Source organism: Natronorubrum amylolyticum (genome assembly GCF_052040145.1).
Taxonomy (GTDB): Archaea; Halobacteriota; Halobacteria; order Halobacteriales; family Natrialbaceae; genus Natronorubrum.
This window is the reverse complement of record NZ_JBPPFW010000001.1, coordinates 1221253-1234226: the sequence shown is the minus strand read 5'-3', so window position 1 is coordinate 1234226 and position 12974 is coordinate 1221253. Positions and strand designations below refer to the sequence as shown.

Below are 12974 nucleotides of genomic sequence, written 5' to 3'. Positions count from 1 at the left end.
CAAGGCAACGAGGCGTTGAGCCCGCGAGCACTAATCGGCCAAGCCACATAGTCATACAACATCGCATTGGATCCGTGACGCGGCGAACGGGTCCGGACGCAAACTGGACTACACATACATTACGGTCAGTAACCACCGATTACGGTTTGATCGCGGTTCGAGTCCGCGAATCGGCGTTACGGCGGCCAGAGCGGTGAGGTTCCTCCCGTACCCATCCCGAACACGGAAGATAAGCTCATCTGCGTATCGCGGAGTACTGGAGTGCGCGAGCCTCTGGGAAATGTGATTCGCCGCCTTCACTCATATTCGACACATCGTCGAGCATCGACAGTGGTCTGACGGCGGTTCGATTCCGCCGGTCGACGTTACAGCGGCCACAGCGGCGGGGTTCCTCCCGTACCCATCCCGAACACGGAAGATAAGCCCGTCTGCGTATCGCGGAGTACTGGAGTGCGCGAGCCTCTGGGAAATGTGATTCGCCGCTCCTACTCATATTACACTCACGGAGCGACTGCGTCGTCCTCTTTCGTACAACTTTGTCGATAGCTATTACTGTTTCAGTGCTGAGTTATTCAAAAAACAGTGGCTGTCTCAGCGTCGGGACTACGACAGATCTTCGGCGAGATCGGAAGCGGATCGCCGATTCCGGCTCTCGGGCATACTTTCCCCTGGGCGCTTGGGCAGTTGCTGTGCTACGAGCAGTTCTCCGTCTTTGATAACAACGAGCAGAATGTCGCTTTCGTCGACGTCCTCGAGTTCCGACCGTGGAGCGACGTGTTGATCGACGAGTTCGCCGTCCTCCTCGAGTAAGATCACGACGTGCTCTCCGTCGACGATTCGGTCGACAACGCCGATGTACTGATTCACGTCGCATCCGTCGTCGGCTGACGCTGCTACTGATTCTGATTGAGCTGTGTCGCGGTCGCTCCGTGCACCGGCGACTGCCGACGTTGTAAGCGTGACGGCGCCGAGTGAACCGAGTGTTCGAAGGACTGTTCGTCGCGTCGTCTGTTGTCGTTGCGACATGCCCTCGTTGGCCGCGGCTTGATTGATAAACCCGCGGCAGTGAGTGAGTGCAGTCTGACCGTCTCACCATTCCGAGTATACCATATTAGATAACTATCTCTAGCACAGAGGGATCAACTCTCGAACGAGCCCGGTCGACTGTTCTGGACTAATACAGAACGCGAGCGCCAACGGACGCCGGGAGATCGTGTTCCGATCGCTGGTACAGGACACAACGCGCTAAACGAGGGTATTGAAGGGATACCGTTGTCGATCGAAACTGACCGAATCTCGAGCCGGTTCGGCAACTGTGGATCGTGGTATCGCTGGAGATCTATCTCCGCGAATTCAACGAACAGGGTTGTACCACCTCTGAACCACCTTTTCGCTAGAAGCTGTTCGGATGCGCTGGCCACTAAGACGCTCTTACGCGTAGAGAGTAAAATACCGGGTTCGGTATCGTGCGGGTTCCACGTTGTGCGAATGATTGGAGGAAATCGATGACGGCGATGAAATATCTACACTGGGATATATACTCACTCCTTCCAGCTCGTTGTCTTTTGCATACGTACTGAGTCCTGACCCGAATCATCTCGACGTTCAGTCGGTATCGGTCTGTGCTCGTTCGGTCGTTTCGGTTCGGCCACCGCCGTGTCGGTTCGCCTCTGAACTGGTCACGGGACCAGCAGGAACGTGTAGAGCCAGTACCCGAGCCCCACGAACAGGGCGACTGCGAGCACCAGTTCCAGGCCACGTGAGATCGTCGGCAGCACACCGTGAGCCCTGTTTTCGATGTCGTTGTACGCCGTTTGCAGGCGATCGAGACCGTTCAACACGCGTTGACCGATCGTTTGTTCGGGAACGTCAGGGCTGTTTCCGTCCGAGACCATAGTGGTACGTCCGAACGGATGATATTAAATCCACGTGCTGACAGCTGACACGGTCTCGACGGCCTTCGGTGGCGAAGGCTGCTACGCGTTCGATACGTTCTCGCAGTGTGCTTGCCGTTGCACACGACCGGCCTGTAAGCGTTGATCACCTCGACTCGAGGAAACGTTCGAGACCGTTCGCTGCACGCGTTTCACGGGATGCTGATCCGGTCTCCGATCACGGTGGTAGTTTCCGTCTTCTTGAGCAATAGACTGTCCCGATTGGATGTGGTGAGTACAGATACGATCCGATGCCCTACCCGGTTTCCCGTGCCGTAAGAAGACCGTTCTTTGACGTGTGCCTGCGAGCTTCCTTTATGTTCTTTAGGTCTTGGGCAACATTTATGTGATAAGGTGTGGCACGCACAATTGCACACATATGGCTAGGAACGGCAATGATGGGAACCTGACAAGGCGACGGTTCGTTCAGGCTACCGCAGGGGCAGGCGTCGTCGGACTCGCTGGGTGTACAGGGGGCGAGACGCAAGAAGTACGTGTTGGGACGTCCACCGGTGGTACCTTCGACGTCGGGCTCGCGATGGAGTCTGCCGTCGGAGAGCACAGTGACGAGGTCATGTACTCGACGATCGAGAGCCCCGGCTACATCGGAACGGCGTATCGGATGGCCGACGGTGAGTTCGACGCGGGAATCGTCGACAATAACTCGATGTCGAAAGCACGGGAACAGGTCGGCGAGTTCGAGGAAGATCCCGTCGACACGCTCCCGTGGCAGGGATTCCTCGGCTTCCCGTACAGTATCTACCTCGTCGCGCGCGAGGACACGGATATCGAAACGTTCGACGACCTCGCCGGTGCGACCGTCTATCCGGCCGAACCGGGGTTCTCCACTCGCGAGACAACGCTCGACGTGTGGTCTCAGGACCCAACGGCTGACGTCTACGACGAGATGGAGATCGTCGACATGGACGTCTCCGACGCGCCGGGTGCGATGGAGGAGGGGAACATCGACGCCGCGATCGCGTACGGGACGCCCGGCGTCGGAAACACCGGCTGGGTCGTCGAATACGACGCTCGCACCGACGTCCAGTACGTCGAACACACCGACGCACTCGTCGAGTCGATCGAGAGCTACGACGGCGCTGGCTTCGTCGAATACGACGACGTCGTGGAGGATTTCAACTGGCAACAGGATATCGGTGCGGACGAAATCGTCGCTTGGGACCTCGAGGTGACGTTCACGTTCCACCACGACACGCCGGACGATGCGGTGTACGAGATCATGCGCGTCGCGGACGAACACGGAGATGCCGTCCGTGACGCCGAAGAACGGTTCACGCCGGATGGTGCAGAAGAGATGGCCGCTGCCGGAATGGACGACTATCCGTTCCATCCCGGCGCCGCCGAGTACTACCAGGATGCAGGAGTCTGGAACGACGACTGGATCGTCGGCGATCCGGACGAGGCCGGTGACTACTTCTGACCCGATCAGTTGACTGAACCGAGCTTCTGACCCTCTCCCAGAACCATACCGAACTCATCCACAGTGACCCCATGAGTACAGAAACGACGACGCCAGTACAGCAAGCCAGTGTAAAACTACTCGATAACGCCGTCACCGTCGGTGCGATCATCTTCTGGGCGATCGTGTTGTTCTGGATGCGGACCCAGACGCTTCCTCGAGCGCAGTACGGTGTGTTGTTTATCGGTTCGATCCTCGCCTTGTACGTGCTCGATCAGGCCAGAGAGTCGATAGCGGACGAAGACTATCTGGACCTGCTGATCCTCGCTGCGTGTTTCGCCGTTATGGCCGTCGCGAGCACGTATATGTTCCTGAATTTCGAGGGGATGTATCAGGATCGACAGGGATGGGCGTACGACTACGAGTACAACCTCGCCTGGCTGGTCATCGCGGTCATCCTGTATCTGACCTGGCGGTCGTACGGGAACGTCTTCCTGGTGCTCATCGGCGGGGCGATGGTTTACTCCATCTACGGCTATCTGGTTCCCGGGATCCTCGGTCACGGCGGCATCAGCACCACGTTCATGTTACAGATGTTGATCACCGATATGGCAGGGTTTTATGGCTCGTTGACCCAGTTAACGGGTGCGTGGATCGCGCCGTTCCTGCTGTATGCGGGGTTATTGTTCGCCTACGGCGCGTTCGACCTCATACTACGAATCGCCATCGTCACCGCAAAATACATCGAATCCGGCGTCGCCCAGACGGCAGTGCTGGCGAGTGCCGTTATCGGTTCGATCAACGGCAGCTACGCCGCGAACGCCGGAATGACGGGATCATTTACGATTCCGACGATGATGGACTCGGGTCTCAGAGGGCGGACCGCGGCGGCTATCGAAGGGACCGCGTCGACGTCCGGTCAGGTACTCCCACCGGTGATGGGAGCGTCCGCGTTCGTCATGGCGTCGTTCCTGGGAATCGCGTACGTTGACGTCATCGTCGCGGGACTCATCCCCGCCGCGATCCTCCTGATCAGCATCGCGGTCGCCGTTCACTACACCTCGGTCAACGAGATCGGCGATCAGGAGCTCGACTTTCAGGACTACTTCGACGAGCAGATGACGCGCAACGACAAGATCGTCGAAGGGATTCGCTTCGGCATTCCGTTCTCCATCCTCCTCGTGACGCTCGGATACTTCCAGTGGACGGTGATGACGTCGGCACTGTGGACCATCGTGGCGATGGTTACGCTCGGCCTCGCGACGCCAGTGTTGCAGGAAATCGTCGCCGACCGGACGGATAGCGACGGTCCCGTACACGCGCTCACCACCGAACTCAAGAACACGGTCGGTGGCTTCCGTCGTGGAGCGATTATTCTCGCTCCGATCGCCATTATTCTCGCGGCGGTCAACGGGGTCGTCGACCTGTTGATGGTCACCGGAATTCCCTCGAGAATCGCGCTGTTGCTGATGGATCTCTCCGGTGGCGTGTTGCTCATCGCGGTACTGCTCGGGATGGCCGTCTGTATCGTCATGGGGGTCGGTATGCCGACCGTCGCGGCGTACGTCATCGTCTCGACGCTCGTCGCACCGGCGTTCGTCAACCAGTTCGGCGTGCCGGAGCTGGCCGCCCACTACATGGTGTTTTACGCCGCGGTGATGGCCGGCGTGACGCCGCCCGTCGCAATCGCGGTCGTGGTCGCCTCCGGCATCGCCGAATCGAACTTCTGGGAGACGTGTGGCGTCGCGATCACGATCGCCGCACCCCTGTTTGTGCTCCCGGTCTCGTTTATTTACCACCCGGAGATCGTCTCGTCGGACCTCGGGATCCAGTCCGTTATCACCGGGCTCGTCGTGCTCGCAGGCGCGTTGACGATCATCTACGGGATCAACTTCCCGTTCGATCTCAAGCGACGGTTCAGGCTACCGCTTCGCTTCGGGCTGTTCTGGCTGGGTGCGTTCATCATGGTGTATCCGGGCCGTCTCTTCCAGCTCGCCGGGGTCGGCGTGTTCGCGCTGATCTTCTTCGCGGAGCGAGCCATCGCTAACGGGTGGGACGCGCCGTTCGTCTCGAGTTCTACGTAGCTGCGATTCCGCGCTCTGAACCGTTTTTTGGCCGTGCGAGTCGGCTCGGTTACCCGCGTCGCTCGAGGATCGCGGCCACCGTCTCCTCCGGAAGCGACTCCGAGAGAACGGGGGCGGTGTGCTCGCCGAGCCGTGGCGGTTCGTGTTCCGACCGGGTCGTCCTCCCGGAGAACGCGATCGGACAGACGGGGAACGGGAGTTCGACGCCGTCGATCTCGAGGTCGGAGAGGACGCCGCTCGCCCGGAGGTGCTCGTCCTCGAACACCTCGCGCGTATCCTTGACGGGTGCACCGGGGATCCCGTGATCGCGGAACAGGTCGAACCACTCGTCGTTCGTCCGCCGCTCGAACACCGGGACGAGTTCGGCCGTCAGCGCCTCCCGATTGGCGACGCGTTCGTCGTTCGTTTCGAACCGATCGTCGGCCGCGAGGTCGGGACGCTCGAGCGCGTCACAGAGCGACCGCCAGGTGCCGTCGCTGCCGATCGCGACCGCGAACCAGCCGTCGCCCGTCTCGAACGTCCGGTACGGTGCGAGCGTCGGATGGACGGTCCCCTGACGCGGATAGGGTTCGTCGGTGACGAACGTCCGTCCCGCCCGCTCGGTGAGCCACGACACCAGTCCCTCGAACATCGGCACGTCGATGTACTGGCCGGCTCCGTCGTACAGCGCCGTCGTGATCCCGATAACGGCGTACATCCCCGCACAGATGTCGCCGATCGGAATGCCCGGACGTGCCGGCGGTCCGTCGGCTTCCCCGGTGATACTCATACTGCCGCTCAGCGCCTGAACCACCATGTCGAAGGCGGGAAGGTCACGGTACGGGCCCTCGAGGAAGCCCGAGATCGAACAGTAGACGAGATCCTCGCGCACCGTTCGCAGGTCGTCGTAGCCGAGGCCCCACTTCGCCATCGTCCCGGGTCGGTAGTTCTCGACGAGGACGTCCGCGGTCTCGACGAGCGCTTCGAGAGCGGCGGCGCCGTCCGCGGTCGACAGATCCAGTTCGACGCTTCGCTTCCCGCGGTTCAACGACGCGAAGTAAGCGGTGATCTCCGAGTTGCCGACCGTCGGGCCGACGCTGCGGGTAATGTCCCCCTGGTTCGGGCGCTCGATCTTGACGACGTCCGCACCGAGATCTGCGAGCAGTTGCGTCGCGAACGGCCCGGAGAGCATCTGCGTACAGTCGATCACGCGAACGCCGTCCAGCGGGGCCGCCGAAGTCGATGTCATTGGACTACCTCTCGCGGATAGCGACGTAAATCCACGCATTCGCCCGCAGCGGTGGGTGACCGATCAGAACGTCGTCGTCCCCTCGAGCGTGTGCGCTTCGACCACGTCCTCGTCCAGTTCGACGCCGATGCCCGGCTTTTCGGGCACCTCGATGTAGCCGTCCTGGATGAGCGGTTCGTCCCGCTCGATCAGGTCGTCCCACCAGTCCACCTCGAGGGCGTGGTACTCGAGGAGGTCGAAGTTCGGGATGGCGGCGCCGAGGTGGACGCAGGCCATCGTGCCGACCGGACTGCAGACGTTGTGCGGGGAGATGGGCATGTAGTTCTCCTCGGCGCGGTCGGCGATGCGCATCGTCTCTGTGAGTCCGCCGACGGTCGTCGGGTCCGGCGTCACGATGTCGACGCCGTGATCGTAGATCAGTTCGGAGAGCTCGTGTACCCGGAACCGGTTCTCGCCGGTTGCAACCGGTGTTTTCGTCGCCTTCGTGACTTCCGTCTGGGCCGCCATGTTCTCCGGCGGGATCAGGTCCTCGAGCCACATCAGATCGTACTCCCGGAGCTTGTACGCGAGCCGTTTCGCGCTCTCGACGGAGTAGTCCCAGTGGCAGTCGAAAGCGAGGTCGATATCGTAGCCGATCTCCTCTCGCACGGCCGCGACGATCTCGCGTTTGTGTTCGATCGCGCCGTTGGTGAGGCGACCGTTGAACGGGTCGGGATCGTTGTCCATCTCGAGGTCGAGGTCGAACTTGAGCGCGGTAAAGCCCATGTCGACGACGCGGCGGGCCTCGTTGGCGTACGCCGCCGGCGAGTAGGCCTCCGCGGTGGCGTACTCGGTGGAGCCGTCCTCGACGGCGTAGGCCTCGCCGGCGTGACAGTCGCAGTAGATCCGGACCTCGTCGCGGAACTTCCCGCCGAGGAGTTGATAGACCGGAAGGTCGAGGAGTTTCCCGGCTACGTCCCACAGCGCGATTTCGATGCCGGAGGCGGCGGTGACGACCTTTCCCGTCGTCCCGCCGTGGCCCGACATCTCCTGGATGATCTGCCTGTAGAGTCGTTCGACGTCGAGGGGGTTCTCGCCGATCAGGAACCGCTCGGTGTACTCGACGAGTTCGGGGACGCCGCCGCCCCGATAGGACTCGCCGATGCCGGTGACGCCGGCGTCGGTCTCGATTGTGATCAGGTTCCACTCGAAGTTGCCCTCGACGACGCAGGTGTTGATGTCCGTGATTTCGACGTCGCGGCTCTCGTCTCGGTTCGTTATCTGGTTTGAGAAGTCTTTCATGAGTACTCTCGGTATTTGGATGTCAGTCGTCCGGCCGGAGCGGTTCCTCGATGATGCCCTCGAAGACCGTCACGTGAGCACGTCCCTGGCCCCGTCGCTGTACAGCCGTTCGAAGGCGTATCGTGGCCCCTCGGGTCCGCTCTCGGGACGAACGTCCGTGATCGCGCGATCGCGATGCGTGGGGGTTCTGCCGGAGACGATTACCGGCTCTTCCAGCGCAATAGCGACTGGGCGTGACTCGACGCGGCAGCGCTCCATACTCGGTCACGGACGAGTATCGTTAAATTCCTTCAGCTTTCGGCAAAGCTTCCGCAGAGGAGTTAACACGCAGGTCATACTATGTCGCGTATGGACTTTCCCGATCGTGATGACGTAGCGCCGCTCATCGAGCCACGGGGCTCCCCGTCGTTCGCGCGCGTCAGCTACGACCCGCCGACGAGTACGCTCTCCGATCCGCTGTCGACCACGCGTTCGGAGCTGGACCGACTCGCGTTCGACGATCTCGAGCCCGGCGCGACGGTCGCCGTGGGGATCGGAAGCAGGGGCATCCACCGAATCGCCGATATCACGGCCGAGGCGGTCTCGTACATCGAAGACCGAGGGTTCGAACCGGTCGTCGTCCCCGCGATGGGGAGTCACGGCGGCGCGACTCCCGAGGGCCAGCGCGAGATCCTCGCCGCGCTGGATCTCACCGAGGAGTACGTCGGCGCACCGATCGATGCGCGGATGGACGTCGAAAAACTCGACGAGGTCGACGTCGACGGGATGACGACGCCGGTTTACTTCTCGACCGCTGCGCTCGAGGCGGACGCCGTCCTGGTGATCAATCGCGTCAAGCCGCACACGAACTTCACCGGCTCGCTCGAGAGCGGGCTCTGCAAGATGCTCGCGGTCGGGCTCGGCAAGCAACGGGGCGCCCAGGCGTTTCACTCGACGGCGCTCGATCGGGGTTACGTGCCGACGATCGAGTCGCTGGTTGCCTCCATCAGGGATTCCGTCCCGCTGCTCGGCGGACTCGCGCTCATCGAAAACTTCCACGAGGAGATCGGGGAGGTCGAGGCGATCGACGGACCGTCGCTCGAGCGACGCGAGCCCGCCATGCTGGAGCGCGCCCGCGAGGAGATGGCGACGCTGCCGGTCGACGACATCGATCTTCTCGTCGTCGACGAACTCGGCAAGGAGATCTCCGGCGCCGGAATGGATACGAACGTGATCGGTCGATACCGCGTCCTCAACGCGCCGGATCCGGAGACGCCGTCGATCGATCTGATCTACGCCCGCGGGCTCACCGAGGCGACGAGCGGGAACGGGAACGGCATCGGGCTGGCGGATATTACCCGACGGGCGGCGGTCGACCAGCTCGATCTGCAGAAAACCTACGCGAACGCGCTGACGAGCGGCTCGCTCTCCAAGGCGAAGCTTCCCGTCGTCGCGCCGGACGACGAACTCGCGCTCCGGGTCGCGCTGAACGCCCTCGGCGGCTACGATCCCGAGACGGTCCGGGTCGCGTGGATCGAAAACACGACCGATCTCGCCGAGTTCCGCGTTTCGGAAGCGCTGCTCGAGGATCTCGGGGACTCGGTCTCCGTGATAGCGCGCGAGCGACTCGCCTTCGACGAGGGAACGGCGTCGTTCGAGTGACGCTCATACGGTTTCCTGTAAGTCATTTCCGCCGCAACCGCGATCTGGCGGCGGTTGCACCGGTAAATCGGTACAGTAATCCGTATCACTCGACCACGTGGTCGTCCGCGCTGTCCGGCGACGAGTAGGTGATGTTCAACTCGAGTTCGTTCGCGGCCGCGAGCAACCGATCGGGAACGTCGGCCTCGAGGTGCTCGCCGTTCAGCCGATGAGAGGGGCCGGCGACGGCGAGCGCGCCGAGCACCTCTCCCTCCCGCTTGACCGGCACCGCAGTCCCGTTGAGTCCGTGGACGTGCTCTTCGCGGTTGAAGGCGACGCCGCGCTCGCGGACGCGCTCGAGTTCCTCGTAGAACGCCTCGCGGTCGGTGATCGTGTTCTCGGTGTGGGCCGGAACCCCCCATCGGTCGAGAATCGTATCGACGCGCTCTCGCGAGTACTGTGCGAGGATCGACTTGCCAGCGGACGAGCAGTGCAGGTGGATCTGTCGACCGATGCCGAACCCGGCTCGGACGGCGTTGCTGCCGGTTTCCAGGTAAAGGTAGATCCCGAGACCGTGATCCTCGACGACGAACTGCGCCCGCTCCTGGGTCTCTTCGGCCAGCGTCTGGACGTACGGCTTCGCCATCTGGTAGGCCGGGTCCCGCGTCTGGGCGGCTCGACCCAACCGGGCGAAGCGGAGACCGATCTGGTACAGTTCGCCCTGCCGCGAGACGTACCGGAGGTCACAGAGCGTGTTCAGGTGCCGGTGGGTGGTGCTCTCCGTCAGCTCGAGTCGGTCGGCGATCTCGGAGAGCCGGGACGGACCGTTCTCCTGGAGCGCGTGGACGATCTCGAAACTCGTCTTCGTGCTCCCGATCCGATTGGGGTTGTCGTCCGTCATACGCTCGCGTACGAGCACTCGACGTATAAATTCCAGCATACGGAACTGAAACGCACCGAGTGCTGGCTCTCAGCGCAGATCGGCGGCTCGAACCGACGTACAGCGGTTCGGACCGACGTACGGACGCTCGGACGCGAGGGAGAATTCCACAGTATGGAAGATTCTCGTTTCGAATTGACGTGTACGAGCCCGCAATTACATTCATATGGTTGTAATTTACGTACTGGTCGGCGACGCGATAGCACGACGGCTGATAGCCGACTCGAGCGCGGTGGGGGACGCGGTACGGCAGCAAGCGTTGCTTTCCACGGAACTATATTCCGCTATATGGAACTGATCTACCTGTGCGATCGCCGAGCCGGTCGCAACGAGTGCGCGTCTGTTCCACGTCGACAACGAGTTCGTTCACGTGACGCCGACTGACGGCAGTTGCACCCGATCGGCCTGTCCCGAGTCCTTACCGCAACACCAAGCTTTTTGGGTTTTTCCTCTGGGAATACGGACGAGATGGACTTACAGCTCACCGACAACGCAGCGCTCGTAACGGCTTCCTCGAGCGGCCTGGGGAAGGCTTCGGCGAAGGCCCTCGCTCGAGAGGGTGCGAACGTCGTTATCAACGGCCGCGATGAGGACCGACTCGAGGACGCGAGAGCGGAGATCGAGGACGTCGCGACGGGCGAGGTCGTCGCCCAGCAGGGCGACCTCACGAACGAAGACGACATCGAGACGCTGATCGAGACGACCGTCGACGAGTTCGGCGGGATCGACCACCTCGTGACGAGCGCCGGCGGTCCGCCGTCGGGGCCGTTCTTGGATACCGACGACGACGACTGGTATCAGGCCTACGACCTGCTCGTGATGAGCGTTGTCCGACTCGCCCGCGAGGCCGAACCGCACCTGCGCGAGGGCGAGGGGACGATCGTCAACATCACCTCCCGAAGCGTCAAGGAGGCCATCGACAGTCTGGTGCTCTCGAACTCGGTCCGCATGAGCGTCATCGGCCTCGAGAAGACGCTCTCGAAGGAGTTCGCGCCCGACGTTCGGACCAACGCGGTTCTCCCCGGCCCGCACGAGACCGAGCGCATCGAAGACCTCGTCAATCAGGCCGTCGACCGCGGCGACTACGACTCCTACGAGGAGGGGCTCGACGACTGGGCGAGCAACCCCCTCGAGCGAGTCGGCGACCCGATGGAACTCGGCAACACCGTCGCGTTCCTCTCCTCGCCGGTGTCGGGCTACATCAACGGCGAGAGCGTCCTGATCGACGGCGGCTCCACGGGGGCGAACCTATGAAACCGGTCGACTTCGACGACGCGGAGACGTACGAGCCCGACGAGGGGTGGCGACGCGTTTCGATGGCCGGCAGCGACCAGTTCTCCTTCGAATGGTTCGAGAAGCCGCCGGGCCACAGCTCCCCGATGCACGACCACGAAAACGAGCAGGTCTGTCTCTGTCTCGAGGGCGAACTCACGGTCACGACCGACGACGGCGAGTCGGTGACCTTAGAGCGGTACGACTCCGTCCTGCTCGAGTCCGACGAACCCCACAGGGTCGAGAACACCGGCGACGAACTGGCCGTCGGGCTCGACGTGTTCGCGCCCGGCCGCTCGTTCGACTTCTGGACGGATCGCGAGGAGTGACCGTGCAGTACCTGGCACGCACGATCGACGGGCGTCCGCTTCTCGGGGACGAGGAGGGGTTTGTCCCCCTCTCGGCGGCCGCACCCGACCTCGAGACCGTCCAGGACGCGCTCCCGCGCGCTGCGGCGAGGACGCTCCCCGACGTGGACGCGACGCCGGCCGATAAGATCGACTCGGCACACGTCCAGTTCGGACCGCCGCTCGAGCGGTTCGGAAAGCTCTGGGGAATCGGGCTGAACTACGCCGAACACGCGGGCGACCTCGACGAGCAACGACCCGACGAGCCGGCGAGTTTCATGAAGCCGAGCAACGCCGTCACGGGGCCGGGCGGCCCCATCCGGCTCCCGCCGGTCGAGCAGACCGACAGGGTGACGGCCGAGGCCGAACTCGCGGTGGTGATGGGACGAGCGTGTCGGAACGTCGACGAGGACGCGGTCGACGACGTGGTCGCCGGCTACCTGCCGGTCATCGACATGACCGCGGAGGACATCCTCCAGCGCAACCCGCGATTCCTGACGCGGGCGAAGAGCTTCGACTCGTTCCTCGTCGTCGGCCCGACGATCGCGGTCCCCGAGGACCCGCTCGCGTTCGAGGACCTGACGGTGCAGACGATCGTCAACGATCGGGTCGCGGCGGAAAACGAGGTCCGGAACATGCTGTTCCCACCCCGCGAGATCGTCTCGTTCCACTCCGACGTGATGACGTTGGAGCCCGGCGACCTGTTCAGCACGGGCACGCCCGGCGCGGAGCCGATCGAACCGGGCGACCACGTCCGCGCGTCGGTCGAGACGATCGGCGACGTCGACGCCCCCGTGGTCCGCTGACGCCACCTTTCCTCGGCGTCACTATTCCGCCCGCGAAACCAT

Annotated in this window: 12 protein-coding genes and 2 rRNA genes; 8 read left to right on the top strand and 6 right to left on the bottom strand. The window is 62.7% G+C overall.

Annotated features, from left to right (window positions below; translation table 11 throughout):
• The first annotated feature begins 177 nt into the window (after positions 1–177).
• Together rrf (ACSFDB_RS06325) and rrf (ACSFDB_RS06320) are read left to right on the top strand one after the other, a co-directional pair.
• Positions 178–299 (top strand): 5S ribosomal RNA (gene rrf / locus ACSFDB_RS06325).
• 67 nt (positions 300–366) lie between these two features.
• A 5S ribosomal RNA gene (gene rrf / locus ACSFDB_RS06320) occupies positions 367–488 on the top strand.
• Positions 489–603: 115 nt separating this feature from the next.
• On the opposite strand, the gene ACSFDB_RS06315 is transcribed toward rrf (ACSFDB_RS06320), so the two are convergent.
• Both ACSFDB_RS06315 and ACSFDB_RS06310 read right to left on the bottom strand, forming a co-directional pair.
• Entirely contained in the window at positions 604–867 is a 264-nt protein-coding gene (locus ACSFDB_RS06315; protein WP_440770157.1) for a hypothetical protein, read from the bottom strand.
• An 812-nt stretch (positions 868–1679) separates the two neighbouring features.
• A complete protein-coding gene (locus ACSFDB_RS06310) occupies positions 1680–1895 on the bottom strand; it encodes a hypothetical protein (RefSeq protein WP_440770156.1) in 216 nt (71 codons plus the stop codon).
• Positions 1896–2313: 418 nt separating this feature from the next.
• On the opposite strand from ACSFDB_RS06310, the gene ACSFDB_RS06305 reads away from it, so the two are divergent.
• Positions 2314–3375, top strand: a complete 1062-nt coding sequence (locus ACSFDB_RS06305; RefSeq protein ID WP_440770155.1) for a TAXI family TRAP transporter solute-binding subunit — start codon at positions 2314–2316, stop codon at positions 3373–3375.
• Between the two features lie 71 nt (positions 3376–3446).
• Complete coding sequence (locus ACSFDB_RS06300) at positions 3447–5438, top strand: TRAP transporter permease (RefSeq protein ID WP_440770154.1); 1992 nt, start codon at positions 3447–3449, stop codon at positions 5436–5438.
• Between the two features lie 49 nt (positions 5439–5487).
• Here ACSFDB_RS06300 and ACSFDB_RS06295 read toward each other — a convergent pair whose 3' ends face one another.
• From ACSFDB_RS06295 to ACSFDB_RS06285, 3 genes are all read right to left on the bottom strand, one after another.
• The gene (locus ACSFDB_RS06295) at positions 5488–6666 is read right to left on the bottom strand and encodes a CaiB/BaiF CoA transferase family protein (protein ID WP_440770153.1); all 1179 of its coding nucleotides are present in this window, start codon (positions 6664–6666) and stop codon (positions 5488–5490) included.
• 63 nt (positions 6667–6729) lie between these two features.
• Positions 6730–7947: a mandelate racemase/muconate lactonizing enzyme family protein gene (locus ACSFDB_RS06290; RefSeq protein WP_440770152.1), complete on the bottom strand. Its 1218-nt coding sequence runs from the start codon at positions 7945–7947 to the stop codon at positions 6730–6732.
• A gap of 69 nt (positions 7948–8016) precedes the next feature.
• Entirely contained in the window at positions 8017–8205 is a 189-nt protein-coding gene (locus tag ACSFDB_RS06285; RefSeq protein WP_440770151.1) for a hypothetical protein, read from the bottom strand.
• Between the two features lie 90 nt (positions 8206–8295).
• On the opposite strand from ACSFDB_RS06285, the gene ACSFDB_RS06280 reads away from it, so the two are divergent.
• Positions 8296–9588, top strand: coding sequence for a nickel pincer cofactor-dependent isomerase, group 22 (locus tag ACSFDB_RS06280; protein WP_440770150.1), 1293 nt, complete (start codon positions 8296–8298; stop codon positions 9586–9588).
• Positions 9589–9673: 85 nt separating this feature from the next.
• Here ACSFDB_RS06280 and ACSFDB_RS06275 read toward each other — a convergent pair whose 3' ends face one another.
• Positions 9674–10468 carry an IclR family transcriptional regulator gene (locus tag ACSFDB_RS06275; RefSeq protein WP_440770149.1) on the bottom strand — a complete coding sequence of 265 codons (795 nt, stop codon included), beginning with the start codon at positions 10466–10468 and terminating at the stop codon, positions 9674–9676.
• A gap of 507 nt (positions 10469–10975) precedes the next feature.
• Between ACSFDB_RS06275 and ACSFDB_RS06270 the strand changes: the two genes are divergently transcribed.
• From ACSFDB_RS06270 to ACSFDB_RS06260, 3 genes are read left to right on the top strand one after another with little or no spacing between them, the layout of a single operon-like run.
• A complete protein-coding gene (locus ACSFDB_RS06270; protein ID WP_440770148.1) occupies positions 10976–11761 on the top strand; it encodes an SDR family oxidoreductase in 786 nt (261 codons plus the stop codon).
• A complete protein-coding gene (locus ACSFDB_RS06265) occupies positions 11758–12108 on the top strand; it encodes a cupin domain-containing protein (RefSeq protein WP_440770147.1) in 351 nt (116 codons plus the stop codon). Before ACSFDB_RS06270 ends, ACSFDB_RS06265 begins: the two co-directional genes overlap by 4 nt.
• Before the next feature lie 2 nt (positions 12109–12110).
• Positions 12111–12932 (top strand): fumarylacetoacetate hydrolase family protein, encoded by an 822-nt coding sequence (locus ACSFDB_RS06260; protein WP_440770146.1) that lies wholly within the window; start codon positions 12111–12113, stop codon positions 12930–12932.
• Positions 12933–12974 lie beyond the last annotated feature (42 nt).